Origin of the sequence: Superficieibacter sp. 1612_C1 (genome assembly GCF_015234305.1) — a bacterium.
Taxonomy (GTDB): domain Bacteria; phylum Pseudomonadota; class Gammaproteobacteria; order Enterobacterales; family Enterobacteriaceae; genus Superficieibacter.
In genome coordinates this window covers 423735-438343 of the sequence record NZ_JADGMI010000006.1, presented here as the reverse complement: position 1 = coordinate 438343, position 14609 = coordinate 423735, and the positions used below count along the sequence as shown (strand labels likewise).

At 52.6% G+C, this 14609-nt stretch carries 16 protein-coding genes; 10 read left to right on the top strand and 6 right to left on the bottom strand.

The window, feature by feature from the left end; translation table 11 throughout:
• Nucleotides 1-33: 33 nt before the first annotated feature.
• Complete coding sequence (locus INT84_RS21220) at nucleotides 34-333, bottom strand: DUF305 domain-containing protein (protein WP_006785988.1); 300 nt, start codon at nucleotides 331-333, stop codon at nucleotides 34-36.
• 77 nt (nucleotides 334-410) lie between these two features.
• Nucleotides 411-2861 carry a heavy metal translocating P-type ATPase gene (locus INT84_RS21215; protein ID WP_006785989.1) on the bottom strand — a complete coding sequence of 817 codons (2451 nt, stop codon included), beginning with the start codon at nucleotides 2859-2861 and terminating at the stop codon, nucleotides 411-413.
• 259 nt (nucleotides 2862-3120) lie between these two features.
• On the opposite strand from INT84_RS21215, the gene cadR reads away from it, so the two are divergent.
• From cadR to arsC, 4 genes are all read left to right on the top strand, one after another.
• Nucleotides 3121-3579, top strand: coding sequence for a Cd(II)/Pb(II)-responsive transcriptional regulator (cadR, locus tag INT84_RS21210; protein ID WP_006785990.1), 459 nt, complete (start codon nucleotides 3121-3123; stop codon nucleotides 3577-3579).
• 262 nt (nucleotides 3580-3841) lie between these two features.
• Nucleotides 3842-4195 (top strand): metalloregulator ArsR/SmtB family transcription factor, encoded by a 354-nt coding sequence (locus INT84_RS21205; RefSeq protein WP_006785991.1) that lies wholly within the window; start codon nucleotides 3842-3844, stop codon nucleotides 4193-4195.
• A gap of 96 nt (nucleotides 4196-4291) precedes the next feature.
• Complete coding sequence (locus INT84_RS21200; RefSeq protein WP_006785992.1) at nucleotides 4292-5575, top strand: arsenic transporter; 1284 nt, start codon at nucleotides 4292-4294, stop codon at nucleotides 5573-5575.
• A 49-nt stretch (nucleotides 5576-5624) separates the two neighbouring features.
• Entirely contained in the window at nucleotides 5625-6053 is a 429-nt protein-coding gene (arsC, locus tag INT84_RS21195; RefSeq protein WP_006785993.1) for a glutaredoxin-dependent arsenate reductase, read from the top strand.
• Between the two features lie 56 nt (nucleotides 6054-6109).
• Here arsC and arsH read toward each other — a convergent pair whose 3' ends face one another.
• The 4 genes from arsH to INT84_RS21175 are packed head-to-tail and all read right to left on the bottom strand — an operon-like array spanning nucleotide 6110 to nucleotide 8969.
• Nucleotides 6110-6832 carry an arsenical resistance protein ArsH gene (gene arsH, locus INT84_RS21190; RefSeq protein WP_006785995.1) on the bottom strand — a complete coding sequence of 241 codons (723 nt, stop codon included), beginning with the start codon at nucleotides 6830-6832 and terminating at the stop codon, nucleotides 6110-6112.
• Nucleotides 6829-7164, bottom strand: coding sequence for a helix-turn-helix transcriptional regulator (locus tag INT84_RS21185; RefSeq protein ID WP_006785996.1), 336 nt, complete (start codon nucleotides 7162-7164; stop codon nucleotides 6829-6831). The genes arsH and INT84_RS21185 overlap by 4 nt, the downstream gene beginning before the upstream one ends.
• A 48-nt stretch (nucleotides 7165-7212) precedes the next feature.
• Nucleotides 7213-8445 (bottom strand): MFS transporter, encoded by a 1233-nt coding sequence (locus tag INT84_RS21180; protein ID WP_023202698.1) that lies wholly within the window; start codon nucleotides 8443-8445, stop codon nucleotides 7213-7215.
• Nucleotides 8442-8969, bottom strand: a complete 528-nt coding sequence (locus INT84_RS21175) for a GNAT family N-acetyltransferase (protein WP_020899215.1) — start codon at nucleotides 8967-8969, stop codon at nucleotides 8442-8444. Before INT84_RS21175 ends, INT84_RS21180 begins: the two co-directional genes overlap by 4 nt.
• Before the next feature lie 98 nt (nucleotides 8970-9067).
• On the opposite strand from INT84_RS21175, the gene INT84_RS21170 reads away from it, so the two are divergent.
• From INT84_RS21170 to INT84_RS21145, 6 genes are all read left to right on the top strand, one after another.
• A complete protein-coding gene (locus tag INT84_RS21170; protein ID WP_006786000.1) occupies nucleotides 9068-9967 on the top strand; it encodes a LysR family transcriptional regulator in 900 nt (299 codons plus the stop codon).
• 193 nt (nucleotides 9968-10160) lie between these two features.
• A complete protein-coding gene (gene umuD, locus INT84_RS21165; RefSeq protein WP_006786002.1) occupies nucleotides 10161-10601 on the top strand; it encodes a translesion error-prone DNA polymerase V autoproteolytic subunit in 441 nt (146 codons plus the stop codon).
• A gap of 41 nt (nucleotides 10602-10642) precedes the next feature.
• On the top strand, nucleotides 10643-11917 hold the full coding sequence (gene umuC / locus INT84_RS21160; RefSeq protein WP_194208384.1) for a translesion error-prone DNA polymerase V subunit UmuC: 1275 nt from the start codon (nucleotides 10643-10645) through the stop codon (nucleotides 11915-11917).
• Between the two features lie 25 nt (nucleotides 11918-11942).
• Nucleotides 11943-13001, top strand: coding sequence for a translesion error-prone DNA polymerase V subunit UmuC (gene umuC, locus INT84_RS21155; RefSeq protein WP_308302662.1), 1059 nt, complete (start codon nucleotides 11943-11945; stop codon nucleotides 12999-13001).
• 206 nt (nucleotides 13002-13207) lie between these two features.
• Entirely contained in the window at nucleotides 13208-13699 is a 492-nt protein-coding gene (locus tag INT84_RS21150) for a hypothetical protein (RefSeq protein WP_023888462.1), read from the top strand.
• 60 nt (nucleotides 13700-13759) lie between these two features.
• Nucleotides 13760-14458, top strand: coding sequence for a hypothetical protein (locus INT84_RS21145; protein WP_020899212.1), 699 nt, complete (start codon nucleotides 13760-13762; stop codon nucleotides 14456-14458).
• Nucleotides 14459-14609 lie beyond the last annotated feature (151 nt).

Genomic DNA, 14609 nt, shown 5'->3' with positions numbered 1-14609 from the left:
GAGCCATACTTCCATCTGCCGTATTTCTTCTTTCTAGGCGCTGATAATGCTTTCAGCCATCTTCCGCATTGCCGGTGATTTACCATAACGGAGTTCCGTTTCGGCCATGGCAATGGCTCCTTTGTGATGTTCAATCATGCTCCTGGCAAATGCCCTGTCTGCATCCGGGTCCTGTACGGCCTTTATCATTCCTTCGTGCATATTATTCATGCCGTCCATATAGGCCTCAGAAGACGGTGACATTCCGGCATGGTTTCCGTGTACTGCCTGCGCAGCCGTTGCCGGAAACACGACTGCGAGCATCAGCAATAAAATCATGTTACGCGGTTTCATACTCTCTTCCTTTATCGGAGTGCAGATTAGCGGCTATTTTCAGGTGCCTGTCTTTACCGGAAGAGCAGCCAGACAGGTTACTTACGCAACAGGCGCAGACCGTTTGCCACGACAAGCAGGCTTGCCCCCACATCCGCGAATACGGCCATCCACATGGTCCCCATACCTGCAATGGTCAGGGCCAGGAACACTGCCTTGATCCCAATAGCCATAACGATATTCTGAACCAGAATGTTATACGTCTGCCGGGAGAGTCGGACAAAAGCCGGAATTTTACGCAAATCATCATCCATGAGGGCCACATCGGCAGTCTCGATGGCGGTATCCGTGCCCATTGCACCCATGGCAAAGCCGATATCGGCGCGGGCCAGCGCCGGTGCATCATTGATGCCGTCGCCCACCATGCCGGTCGTGCCCTGCGCCGTAAATGTTTCTACAGCACGCAGTTTATCTTCCGGCAGTTGATCCCCCCGCGCCTCATCGATACCAACCTGACCGGCAATGGCCTGCGCAGTGTGCGCATTGTCTCCGGTCAGCATGAGCGTTTTAACACCCAGACTATGCAACTGACTTATCGCCTCGCGGCTGCTTTCCTTCACCGTATCAGCCACCGCAAACAGCCCTAGCACCTGATGAGTGTCACAGAGCATGATGACCGTTTTACCCCCGGTCTCCAGTTCCGTTAGTGCAGCCCTGACCGCTTCCGGACAGCGCACCGTTTCTTCAGCCAGCCTCAGATTGCCCAGACTGTAGGTTTGACCGTTGATGACGCCGCGCACGCCGCGGCCTGGCAGAGCCTCAAAGTTTTCCACTTCATAACGCTGAATGCCATCTGATGCCGCCGATACAGCCTGCGAAACCGGATGATCGGAGTAACCTGCCAGGCTCACAGCCAGACTGCGCCCCTCATCTTCTGCCACCCCGGTATAGATAATCGCATCCGTCTGTACCGGCTTACCGTGCGTCAGGGTGCCGGTCTTGTCGAGCGCCAGCCACTTCAGCTTTCGGCCTTCTTCAAGATAAACGCCGCCCTTGATCAATATCCCCCGGCGGGCTGCTGCCGTCAGGCCACTGACAATGGTCACTGGCGTGGAAATGACCAGCGCACAGGGGCAGGCGATAACCAGCATCACCAGCGCCTTGTAAATCCACTCCTGCCAGCTTTCACCTGCAATCAGCGGTGGGAGAACGGCAACTGCGACGGCAATAGCAAACACCACAGGGGTATAAATTTGTGCAAAGCGATCAACAAAGCGCTGCGTAGGGGCTTTTGCCCCCTGCGCTTCCTCCACGGCATGAATGATACGCGCCAGCGTGGTATTTCCGGCAGCGGCCGTTACACGGTACTCAAAGCCACCGGAGCCGTTGACCGTCCCGGCGAAGACCGGGTCACCTTCCCCTTTATCCACCGGCAGACTTTCGCCGGTAATAGGTGCCTGATTAATGGCGGTCCTGCCCCGGACCACCGTGCCGTCGAGAGCGATACGCTCGCCCGGTTTTACCCTGACCACGCTGTTAAGGGATACAGACCTGGCCTCAGTTTCTTTCCAGGAGCCGTCCGGTTGCTGAACCGTGGCCGTTTCAGGCGTCAGCTTCATCAGAGAGCCGATGGCATTGCGGGCGCGATCAAGAGATTTCGCTTCAATCAGTTCCGCAATCGTGAACAGCACCATTACCATGGCGGCTTCAGGCCACTGTCCGAGCGCCAGCGCCCCGGTGACGGCAATACTCATCAGGGCGTTGATATTCAGGTTGCCGTTGCGAAGAGCAATCCAGCCTTTTTTGTACGTGGACAGGCCACAGGCCGCAACGGCAGCCAGAGCAAGAGCCGCTTCCAGCCATTCCGGCATGCCCGCCCAGTGCATGGCTTCGGCGGCGATTGCCGCCACACCGGCAAGCGCGAGCGGCCACCAGTGTTTTTTCTTTTCCTCAGTGACCGCGTGCCGGCCATTACTGTCAGGAAGTTCAGGTTCAAAGCCCAGAGAACGAATGGCGGCCAGAACCGGCTCCAGCGTATCCGGTGCGTGAACCACCGTCAGTACACGCTGCATAAGATTGAAATCCAGTTCCTTGACGGCTGACATGCCGTCCAGCTTTTTACGGATCATGCCCTCTTCAACCGGGCAGTCCATCTGCATGATCCTGATACTGGTACGCACCCCGTCAGCGGTCACCTGCTGCGTCTGCAGCTCACCGAATGTGACAGGGGCAGGCGAGCAGCAGGAACCGCCGGTATTTTCCGCCTCACGGCCTGAGCAGCAGCTGCCTTCAGGCTGCATTGCTTTATCAATCGGTTCCGGGTCAAAACCCAGCGAGCGCACCGCCTGCAGAACCGGTTCCAGCGCCTGCGGTGTATGGGTCACGGTAAGCACCCTCTGTATCAGATTGAATTCAAGATTGCTGACGGCAGGTAATTTTGCCAGTTTTTTTCGGAGGAGCGTCTCCTCCGTCGGGCAGTCCATCTGCATGATGCGCAGACGCGTCTGAACGTCATCGTTGCGGGGAAGCTCTGCAACCGGTTCGGACATCTGGCTCAGGCCGTCCGTTGAGCAGCAGCTCCCGGTGCTGCAACAGGCCGGTGTGGTCTGAGTCGTTTTTGGTGGCATTTTCCCTGAAGCCTCAGTCGGGGCAGTGGCGGTATTTTTAACAGACGCCTCCTCTCCGGTTGCGGCTGATCCACATTTTTTATTACTGCAGCAGTCACTCATTTTTTTATCCCGTTCATAACGTATACTGGCATTAAAGACCCTGATGTAACTACAGGGTCAAGCTCAGAAGAGGTGTGATATGAAAATTGGTGAACTGGCCCGCCAGGCGGGATGTCCTGTAGAGACGGTACGTTATTATGAGCGAGAGGGGCTTCTGCAGGCCGCATTGCGGGACCAGACTAATAACTACCGCCATTACGATAGCGCACATCTCGAAAGGCTTATGTTTATCCGGCGCTGCCGGGCGCTCGATATGACCCATGAAGAAATCCGGGTGTTGCTGCAGGCGCGCAGCCAGCCAGACGCAGACTGCGGTACGGTTAATGCCCTGATAAATGAACATCTGAACCACGTTCAGGCCCGTATTCGTGAACTAAATATGCTGGAAAAACAACTATTTGAGCTCCACAGCCACTGCAATGCCAACCGGGCAACACGGGACTGCGGTATTCTGCGCGAACTGGAGCAGGCAGAAGAGCCTGAGGATATCGTGCCGGTTATCACTGCAGGTCATCTGGCCGGAAGCCACTCTTACTGATGCTGCTTTCTGCCATAAGTAGAACGGTTCACTAAAGAAACAGGCTTTTTTTGTGATGTTACTTCGTCATGCCCGACCATTAAGGCAGCTGAAAGTGTGCTGCCGTTAAAATCTGTGTGATATCGTTTAACCGCTATTCCCTCATTAAGCTGTACTGAAAAGCCTGTAAGCACGTCAAAACATATATGAATTTATAAATATAAAGTTGACCTTTCGTCTGCAGCAGACGAGACTTGTTGCTGTCCGCCACGAAGGAGAAATTATGCCGTCACTGCTGCCCCTGCAACTTTTTAAGAATCTTTCTGACGAAACCCGGCTCAGCCTGGTGCTGTTGTTGCGCGAAAAAGGGGAGCTTTGCGTCTGCGAGCTTGTATCTATCCTGAAAGAAACACAGCCAAAAATATCGCGGCACCTGGCCCTGCTCAGAGAGAGTGGACTGCTTATCGACAGGCGCGACGGCAAGTGGATCCATTACCGGTTATCGCCACACATGCCTGCGTGGGCAGCAGCGGTCATTGAGCAGGCATATCTGTGTCAGCGGGATGAAATTCTTCATCTCAGTCAGCAGGCTGAGCGTGATAACGCAACCACCAACGGCAAAGCTGTCTGCATGTAAAAATTTTATCTAAACACATTCGATTAAACGCATATATTTACAGGGTACAGTTAGCAGCCCGCTTCAACGGGCAGTTATAATTAAGAAGGAGAGGGTATGTTTCTGGCGGGTGCGATTTTTATTCTGACGCTGGTACTGGTTATCTGGCAGCCGAAAGGACTCAGTATTGGCTGGAGTGCCGTTATCGGCGCCGCGCTGGCGCTGCTGACCGGCGTAGTACAAATCGGGGATATTCCGGTGGTCTGGCAGATTGTCTGGAACGCCACGGCCACGTTTATTGCGGTCATCATTATCAGCCTGCTGCTCGATGAGTCCGGCTTTTTTGAATGGGCCGCGCTGCACGTTTCCCGCTGGGGAGGCGGCAGGGGCCGGCTGCTGTTCACGTATATCGTTCTGCTGGGTGCGGCAGTGGCGGCGCTGTTTGCCAATGACGGAGCCGCGCTAATTCTGACGCCGATCGTTATCGCCATGCTGCTGGCGCTGGGCTTCAGCCCCGGGGCCACGCTGGCGTTTGTGATGGCGGCCGGGTTTATCGCCGATACCTCCAGCCTGCCGCTCATCGTGTCAAACCTGGTCAACATCGTCACGGCAGACTTCTTTAAACTGGGTTTCAGCGAGTATGCCTCGGTGATGGTGCCGGTGAATATCGCGTCCGTGGCCGCCACGCTGGTGATGCTGCACCTGTTTTTCCGCAGGGACATCCCGGACACTTACGACCTGGCGAAGCTGAAGGCGCCGCGTGAGGCCATTCGCGATGCGCGTACCTTTAAAACCGGCTGGATTGTTCTCATCCTGCTGCTGATCGGCTTCTTTGCCCTCGAACCACTCGGCGTGCCGGTCAGCCTTGTGGCCGCGGTGGCGGCGTTTATTCTCTGGCTGGTAGCCCGGAAAGGCAATGTGATTGATACCGGAAAGGTACTGAAAGGTGCGCCCTGGCAGATCGTTATCTTCTCGCTGGGCATGTACCTGGTGGTATACGGACTACGCAATGCCGGGCTAACTGATTACCTTTCTGCCGCCCTGAACCGGTTTGCCGAGCATGGCGTCTGGGGCGCAACGCTCGGCACCGGCTTTCTGACGGCGGCGCTTTCATCAGTCATGAACAACATGCCTACCGTGCTGGTTGGCGCGCTCTCCATTGACGGCAGCACCGCTCAGGGCGTGGTGAAGGAGGCGATGATTTACGCCAACATCATCGGCTGCGACCTCGGTCCGAAAATCACCCCTATCGGTAGCCTCGCTACCCTGCTGTGGCTGCACGTCCTGGCACAGAAAAACATAACCGTCAGCTGGGGCTACTACTTCCGCGTGGGCATCGTGATGACCCTGCCGGTACTGTTTGTGACGCTGGCTGCGCTGGCCCTGCGCCTGTCTGTTTAACCTTAACCCCGGAGCTGTGCCTGTGCAGCGCCTTTATGGAGTAACGCTCATGACTGACATTACCATTTATCACAATCCGGCCTGCGGGACGTCCCGCAATACCCTGGCGCTTATCCGCAACAGCGGCACCGAGCCCACGGTGATTCTGTATCTGGAAACACCGCCGTCGCGCGACGAGCTGAAAAAGCTGATTACGGACATGGACATTAGCGTGCGTGCCCTGCTGCGTAAAAATACCGATCCCTACGAGCAGCTCGGCCTGGCTGAAGACCGGTTCAGCGATGAAGAACTGCTCGATGCGATGCTGGCTCATCCGATCCTCATTAATCGTCCGGTGGTGGTGACGCCGCTGGGAACGAAGCTCTGCCGCCCCTCCGAAGTGGTTCTGGGCATACTGCCGGACCCGCAGAAGGGAGCGTTTACCAAAGAGGACGGCGAAGCAGTCATTGATGAGCAAGGGAATCGCGTCAGCCACTGATGTTTCCCTTGGCTGTGACAGGGAAAATGTGAAAAAGCCGGCAGATGCCGGCTTTTTTATATGCTGCGCTGGTTTACCCGCTCAGAGAGCTGCGCAGCACTCTCCTTCCTTTCGCTGTAGCGGTCGGTGAGATAACCACTACGACCGCGCGTCAGCAGGGTGAACTTCATCAGTTCCTCCATGACGTCCACTATGCGGTCATAATACGGAGAAGGCTTCATGCGGCCGTCCTCATCAAACTCGGCCCAGGCTTTTGCAACGGATGACTGGTTCGGGATAGTGATCATCCGCATCCAGCGCCCAAGAATACGCATCTGGTTTACGGCGTTGAAAGACTGTGAGCCTCCGCTGACCTGCATGACAGCAAGGGTTTTCCCCTGCGAGGGCCGGACCGCCCCGGACGTCAGCGGTATCCAGTCAATCTGCGTCTTCATGATGCCGGTCATGGCACCGTGACGCTCAGGAGAGCACCAGACCATCCCTTCAGACCAGAGCACTAGCTGGCGCAGCTCTGCGACCTTCGGATGCGTCTCAGGTACATCATCCGGCAGCGGCAGGCCGGACGGATTGAATAACTTCACCTCCGCGCCCATGGCCGTCAGCAGCCGTGCGGCCTCTTCCGTGGTGAGTCGGCTGTAAGAGCGCTCCCGAAGCGAACCGTAGAGCATCAGTATGCGGGGCGGATGCGCCACCTCTTCGGCCTTTAATTTCTCTTCCGAAAGGGGCGTATCCAGGAGTGTCAGATCGATATTGTTCAGGGCATCATTCACGTTATTCACAATGGAGTCTCTTTATGGGAAATCTCGGTAGACAGGCTGCAGCTACTGCCACCGGCGCAGCACTCTTCAGTGAGAAAAGCCATCAGCTGCTCAAGCTGCGCATAGCAAGGTCTGCAGAACAAGGTACGACTCTGCCGTTCCTGGCTTATGAGTCCAGCGGACATCAGCGCTGAAAGATGATGGCTGAGCGTGGAGGCAGGAATCTCAAGGTGCTTCTGCAGTTCGCCAACCGGCAGGCCTTCATGACCAGCCCTGACCAGCTCCCGGTATATGCGGAGACGTGTCGGGTGGCCCAGTTCTCGAAGTGCGTTTGCTGCGGTGTGTAAATCCATGAGGCCTCCTTTAACTATATTTCCAGAATAATAGAAATATGGAAGCCGTCAAACATTTTTTTCGTGAAGGGTAGATGCTCCATGGTCCCGGTTCTGCACAACAGAGCCAGAATGACGCTGCCAGAGGACCACAGAAATCGCCGTAATGATCAGGGTCAGGATGAAGGAAAAAAGCAGCGTGCCGGGTATACCGTAGCGCTCCAGCAGTATGGCATACGCAGACGGAGCCAGTGCCGCGAGAAAAAATGCCGGCGACATCAGTATTCCTGTTTTGCGGGCGTACTGCTGCGGATCAAACAGCACAAGAGGAAGTACGGCCTTCACGATCGTATTCAGTCCGTTTACGGCCCCATAGCCCAGAACGAAAAAGGCTGTAGCCACAGGAGTAATGCTGCCTGCAAGGCCGGTCAGAAAACAGAGGGGAAGCAGGATACCGGTTATAAGGTTCAGGCGTATCGCGGAGATTCGTGCACCTGAAACTACACCCAGCAGACGGGCACCTAACTGCCCCACTCCCCACAGCATGCCAGCCAGAGCAGGCACGCCATAAGAGGCCAGTATCCGGGGAAAATGTGTGGACACGCCGGTGGAGACAAAGCTTATCAACGCTATCAGAGTGGCATACCACAGGCCGCTGATGAGTGCTTTTGTGTCCTCTGATGTTGCTGTTGCGTCAGCCGAATGGCCGGATCGCCCTGTTACGGGAAGTTTTACCCGACTGCCTGCCGGAACGGCAGTTAAAAAAAACAGGCTCAGCAGGCCCGCACAGCCATAAATGATGACGGCATGCCGCCAGTCGGTGACGTGAAGAAGCGCTGCGCCAGCAGGCCAGAAAGCGGCCGACGCGAGACCGCCCAGCAGGGTGACCAGAGAGATTGCCTTGCGAGCCTCTGCGCCTGCGGTTTCCACAAGCATGGCAAAAGCGGCGTCATACAGAGCAAGCCGCATGCCCGCGCCTGTCAGGATCCAGACGGCATCCCACGCTAATGTTGAATAGGTAAACGCCATCAGAAAACACCCGATGGTTATAGCCAAAGTTCCCGCCATCATCAGGGTGCGTCCACCGGTACGGGCCATTACGGGACCGATAAGCGGTGAAACCAGCCCCATAACGAGCATGGCAACGCTCAGGCCGGAGAATGTCTCACCGGAAGACCAGCCTGTTTCCGCCATGATGGCGGCTCCGAAGACACCCGGCATGTAGAACGTAATACCCCAGTTGATAAGCTGCGTCATGCCGATGCAGAAAATGGTGCGGCCTGTCAGATATCCTTGTGTCATTCTGTACTTTCCGGAAGCGTAGCGTCGCCATGCCCGAGCGTACGCTGCAGGATAACCGTATCGAGCCAGCGCCCATGCTTGAATCCTACAGACCTGAGGGTGCCAGTGATGCTGAAGCCTGCAGCGCGGTGAAGAGCAAGGGAGGCAGTATTTTCACTGTTCCCCACCACCGCTACAAGTTGCCGAAAACCACGGGCTTCTGCCCATCCTACTGCACGGGATAGCAGCATTTTTCCAATGCCCCGCCCCTGATACGTGGCATCAACATATACAGAGTCTTCCAGAGTAAAGCGATAGGCGCACCGTTCCCGGTATAGAGACAAATAGCAGTATCCTCGAACAATTCCTCCGTCAACCGCCACCAACCAGGGCAGTCCTGCTGCATGTACCTTTTTCAGCCGGGCTGCCATTTCAGCCTCACCCGGCGGTTCGGTTTCAAAAGTGGCGGTGCCGTGTAATACGTGATAAGCATAAATCTGTTGTATAGCGGGAATATGTCGTTCATCTGCTTCGGTTATTTCCATCAGTACAGCTCCCTTTCAGATCAGAAACAGAGACTAACCCGGATGAATCATTTCAGACAGGCAGCAGGGCTTATCAGCGTTATGAGGAAAACTTTGGCATGGCAACACTGAACCTCGATCATCTGGCTACCTTCAGGCTGGTCATCAGCCGGGGCAGTTTCTCGGGGGCGGCAGAAGTACTTGGCTTGTCGCAACCGGCAGTGAGCCTGCAGATAAGACAGCTGGAGCAGACGCTTAAGGTCAGGCTTATTGAGCGAACCAGCCGGGGAGTAAGACCAACGACTGCCGGTTTGACTCTCGCTGAACACTGCATGAAAATTGATGCGGTGGTAAGCGGAGCGGTTGAAGCGGTTTCCCTGCATTCAGACGAAATAACCGGCACCGTTACTGTCGGCACAGGCGCAACAGCCTGTATCCATCTGCTACCTCACTTACTGCAGCAACTTCGACAGACCCATCCCCTGCTGAAGGTGGATGTACGCACAGGCAATACTTCAGATATTGTACGGGGAGTGGAGGAAAACCGTATAGATATTGGTCTGGTAACGCTGCCGGCAGCCGGTAAATGCCTGAGTGTCAGCCCGCTGGGTACGGATGAGTTTGTTGTAATCATGGAAAAGGACACCTCGGAGCAGAGTGCAAAACCGCTGTCTCCTGATACCCTTTTGCCACTGCCGCTGATTGTATTTGAACCCGGAAGTGCCACACGCGATCTGATTGACGGATGGTTCAGCGATGCAGGGCATACTGTCAGCCCGGTTATGGAGCTTGGCAGTATTGAAGCCATTAAAAGGATGGTTCGTTCCGGCCTGGGTTACAGCATCGTTCCCCGTATGTCCGTTGCAAGTCATGAAGAAAGGCAGGGTCTCAGTCTTTACTCAGTAACGCCATCGCTTCACCGGACTCTGGGGACAGTGATGCGGGAGGATCGGATTGTCAGCAGGGGCATAAGTGAAGTACTGAACAGACTAAGTAAGATCTTTCCTGAATCAAAATAAATTTTTAACATGCCCTGACACAGAAAGTCCTGATAGCTGCTTGTTTTACGAGCTGTCGTTCCGCTATAAATTCAAATAAATCAATAGTCCATTATTTTAATGATATTTGTGTCGCCCCACGCTTCTTGCTTCGTCCGTAAAGTCAGACAATACTACTGTAAATACGTACAGCATTTTGACAGGGATTTTTGCTATGTTTCACGCCTTTGAGTTGATGCACCCGGCGGATAATCCGCCGCCCAGCTACAGGCCCCTTTTCCTGGAACGCGTACCCTGCGGTTTTCCCTCTCCTTGCCAGGACTATGCGGAGCAGGAACTCGACTTAAACGAATATCTAATAGCCCACAGGGCAAGCACCTTTTTCCTGCGCGCACAGGGCAACAGCATGCAGGATATAGGACTTTACGACGGCGATCTGCTGATAGTCGATCGGGCACTCAGGCCTGAGCACGGCGACGTGGTTATCGCTGTACTGTACGGCGAATTTACGGTCAAGCGCCTTCTTATTACCCAGAAAGGGCCGGTATTGCAGCCGATGAATCCCGCCTATCCTGTTATTATCCCAGACCCGGATACCCTGGAAATTTTCGGCGTAGTGGCGCACTTCGTGCACACTCCGCGCCGGAGAAACTGATATGTGCGGGTTATCTACACACGGCGGAGATCATGATGTCCATGTTCGGCCTGGCTGACGTTAATTCATTCTATGCCAGCTGCGAGACGCTGTTCCGCCCGGACCTGCGTGGCAGACCTGTGCTAGTGCTCAGCAACAACGACGGATGCGTCATTGCACGCTCCGCTGGCGCAAAAGCGCTTGGCATCAAAATGGGTGCGCCATGGTTTGAGGTAAAAACACAGGATTATCCGGAAAAGGTGCACGTGTTCAGCTCCAATTACGCGCTTTATCACAGCCTCAGCCAGAGAGTAATGACCGCGCTTGAAGAGATAACGCCACGCGTCGAGCAGTACAGCATTGATGAGATGTTTCTGGATCTCACCGGTATTGACGGCTGTGAGAACTTCGAAACTTTTGGCCGTCGCCTGCGTGCGCATGTCTTTACCACAACGGGTCTCACCGTCGGTATCGGCATGGGGCCGACCAAAACACTGGCAAAATCGGCCCAGTGGGCGGGCAAGGAGTGGAAGCAGTTTCGCGGCGTACTGGCGCTTACGCCAGGTAATCCGAAACGTACTGAAACCCTGCTGGCTAACCAGCCCGTTGAGGAAATATGGGGCGTGGGACGGCGTATCGGTAAACGACTCAACCTTATAGGCATCGAAACTGCTCTGCAGCTATCACGCGCGCGTCCGAAGTTCATTCGCGATAACTTTTCCGTGGTGCTGGAGCGCACCGTACGCGAGCTGAACGGTGAATCATGTATTCCGCTCGAAGAGCTGCCACCGGCAAAACAGCAGATTGTCTGTAGCCGCAGCTTCGGCGAGCGAATTACCTCAAAAGTCGCTATGCAGCAGGCGCTGTGTCAGTACGCTGCGCGCGCAGCGGAAAAACTGCGCGGGGAACGTCAGTACTGTCGCAACATCGGTGTGTTTATCCGGACGTCGCCACACGCAAACGGTGAGGTTTTTTACGGGAACAGCGCTGGTGAGAAACTGACGCTGCCAACACAGGACACGCGTGACATTATTGAATCTGCGATGCGATCACTTGACCGTATCTGGCTTGAGGGTCGAAGGTACATGAAAGCAGGTATCATGCTTGATAACTTCACTCCAAACGGTGTAAGCCAGCTCAATCTGTTTGAAGATAACCAGCCGCGGGCCAATAGCGCACAGCTGATGAAGGTACTGGATGATATCAACCAGTCCGGAATGGGAAATGTATGGTTTGCGGGCCAGGGCATTAATACCGAATGGAAAATGAAACGTGAAATGCTAAGCCCTGCTTGGACCACGCGCTGGTCTGACATACCTAAAGCGCGCGTGCTTTGAGTCGGTTACTAATTAAGCTGTTGAAATTGTATTCCACATAAATGCTGATATGTCAGACAGAGTGATGACTATTTTGCAGTTACTGACTCCGCGTGTGGAAATTTACAGTATCGATGAAGCTTTTTGTGATCTTACGGGTATGCGTAATCTGTTATCGCTTGAGGTGTTTGGCCATCAGATACGTGATCAGATTAAGCGAAGAACACATCTGACTGTGGGAGTGGGAATAGGCCCTACAAAAACGCTCGCCAAACTGGCTCAGTATGCAAGTAAGCGCTGGCCCGCAACGCGAGGTGTGGTAGATCTCAGTGACAGACAGCGTCAGCGTAAGTTAATGGCTTTAGTACCAGTTGAGGAGGTCTGGGGTATAGGACGGCGGCTGGGTAAAAAATTACAGTTTATGGGCATTAACAATGCACTTCAGCTGGCTGAGCTGTCGCCTTCATTCATTCGTAAACAGTTCTCAGTAGTTGTTGAGCGCACGGTCAGAGAGCTGAACGGTATTCCTTGCCTCGGTTTAGAAGAATTTACTGCCCCAAAAGAACAAATCATATGCTCCCGATCTTTTGGAGAAAAACCGTCGGACGAAGTCAGCCTGCATCAGGCCATTTGCGCTCATGCTGAACGTGCAGCAGAAAAACTCCGTGCAGAGCATCAATTTTGTAAACGGGTAGCAGTTTTCATCAGTACCAGCCCTTTCTCAGAAAATGAGGTGTTTTATAAGAATCAGGCGGTAACAGAGCTTGCTGTACCCGCTCAGGATTCACGGGATATCATTAACGCGGCTATAAAGGCATTTGATACGATATTTGTACCAGGGCACCGTTATCATCGTGCTGGCGTGATGCTCACTGATTTCCGAAGCGCTGCCGTATCTCAATTGACCCTTTTTGATGACTTTCAGCCTCATCGTAACAGCGAAGAGCTGATGACATTAATAGACAGCATTAACCATTCAGGCAAAGGCTCTGTTTGGTTTGCAGGGCAAGGTATTAAAGATGCATCTATGGGCTGGAAGATGCGCAGAGAAAGGCTTTCCCCCGCCTTCACGACTAAGCTAAGTGATATAATTAAAGTGAAGTGAGCTTCCTTTTTACGCCCAGCCATTTGGTATACCTCATCATTGACTTTCATTATACAATACGGCAGGGTTTTACAGTCTGTTACAATGTGACGGAATAGTAAGTCGTACTAAAGCTGTTATTTTCACGGTAAAAATAGGGAGAAAAAAGGAATATGAAGGGTCTATATACTATTTTAATACTACCTGTTCTCGTAACAGCTTGTAGTATGAATGATATAGCAACTACAAACCAGAAAATCAGTGATGGTGCCTCAGGAATAATGAATTCCCTGAGAGGTAACTCCTCAGGAAATGATGAGCAGCGTATGAAAGTATCTCCTTCAGAAAAAAAAGAATCGACCTCTAAAAGTTATACTGTACCAGTAGATGTTGATACTGCAGCAGCAAGAATTAAAAGGAAGTTTAAGTTTATCTCTAATGATGAACTGAGATCAATTAGAGAAAAAAATAACGATGGCGAATGGACTGCCAGCGCAATTACCGATAGTAATCAGGAATGGGATGCGATGACTGGAAGTTATTATAAAATGGGCTCAGATTGGGGCGACTATGATGATCACCTAACTATTGAGCTAGAAAAAAATGGGTCAGGTAGTCGTATTCATATAACGTACAGTTCTTCTTCAAAGCAAAGACTCGCAAGTAGCGGCTTGCAGGATTTAATGCAAAATATTAAGAATGTAGCTGAAGGGAAGTAACTAATTATTAAGGGTGTGGATATTGCTATATCCGCACTCATAAATCTATAAGGAGTAAGTGTGTTTAATCTCTTGTCCTATTTCCATAATAAATATAAAGGCCGAATTATAGAGTGTGACGAAACTCTGGATTACAGAGCCAACTTTGAGCATGCATTAAAATTTACAAAAGGGCTGGGCTTTAATGAAGGTTCAATAACGGATTTGAAGGATGGTGAATTGGATTATCATAATATGATGGCAAAAGTGTGTCATGAAGCAGAAGTGGATAGCTTCTCTTTTTCAGCAGGGCAATGTCTCAAGTGGTGTCATTTCCTTCAGCCATATTTTGAATCCGCACTTGGCTGTAAAATTTGGACGACAGTCGGTCAATTATGGAAGGGAGATAAATGGCTTTATAATCCCACATATGATGAATTTGAAAAATGGTCCAACAAGGGATTTCAGCCCGAAGATTTTTCTGAGACGCCTGCTCTAAATCTTCATGCCTGGTATACAACAGATACTGGTCATTTGATTGATATTTCATATCTGAGTACTCTTTCAAATGTATTTCCTGATTGCCATGAATATACTGGAGGTGTGCTGGTAGGTAAGCCAAATGATATTTTTCCTGGCTATCAATACGTACCTATAGTCGTTGGGCAAGGTATAGTAGAAAAAATTCAAAGCAAATCTTTTATACCTTTTCTTGCTAATGACGTTGAGGATCTAATGTCTGTTGGAATGGTGATATATGCAGACCCTAACAATGAATAATATAAGAAAGTTGACGATCATCTGAGGCGTTGCTAACATCACCAGTGCATTAGAAGTCGCTACGGCGACCATCCAAAACCCCTGTAACCTGAGAGGGGTGCCTTCGGGCGGTTACCAGCCAATGCTTCAGCGGTCTGAGAGAAGCGCCTTC

Excerpts from the sequence above, each read along its gene's own strand:
- INT84_RS21220 (WP_006785988.1), bottom strand. The coding sequence starts at position 333 with ATGAAACCGCGTAACATGATTTTATTGCTGATGCTCGCAGTCGTGTTT.
- INT84_RS21215 (WP_006785989.1), bottom strand. The coding sequence starts at position 2,861 with ATGTCCGAACCGGTTGCAGAGCTTCCCCGCAACGATGACGTTCAGACG.
- cadR (WP_006785990.1), top strand. The coding sequence starts at position 3,121 with ATGAAAATTGGTGAACTGGCCCGCCAGGCGGGATGTCCTGTAGAGACG.
- INT84_RS21205 (WP_006785991.1), top strand. The coding sequence starts at position 3,842 with ATGCCGTCACTGCTGCCCCTGCAACTTTTTAAGAATCTTTCTGACGAA.
- INT84_RS21200 (WP_006785992.1), top strand. The coding sequence starts at position 4,292 with ATGTTTCTGGCGGGTGCGATTTTTATTCTGACGCTGGTACTGGTTATC.
- arsC (WP_006785993.1), top strand. The coding sequence starts at position 5,625 with ATGACTGACATTACCATTTATCACAATCCGGCCTGCGGGACGTCCCGC.
- INT84_RS21185 (WP_006785996.1), bottom strand. The coding sequence starts at position 7,164 with ATGGATTTACACACCGCAGCAAACGCACTTCGAGAACTGGGCCACCCG.
- INT84_RS21180 (WP_023202698.1), bottom strand. The coding sequence starts at position 8,445 with ATGACACAAGGATATCTGACAGGCCGCACCATTTTCTGCATCGGCATG.
- INT84_RS21175 (WP_020899215.1), bottom strand. The coding sequence starts at position 8,969 with ATGGAAATAACCGAAGCAGATGAACGACATATTCCCGCTATACAACAG.
- INT84_RS21170 (WP_006786000.1), top strand. The coding sequence starts at position 9,068 with ATGGCAACACTGAACCTCGATCATCTGGCTACCTTCAGGCTGGTCATC.
- umuD (WP_006786002.1), top strand. The coding sequence starts at position 10,161 with ATGTTTCACGCCTTTGAGTTGATGCACCCGGCGGATAATCCGCCGCCC.
- umuC (WP_194208384.1), top strand. The coding sequence starts at position 10,643 with ATGTTCGGCCTGGCTGACGTTAATTCATTCTATGCCAGCTGCGAGACG.
- INT84_RS21150 (WP_023888462.1), top strand. The coding sequence starts at position 13,208 with ATGAATGATATAGCAACTACAAACCAGAAAATCAGTGATGGTGCCTCA.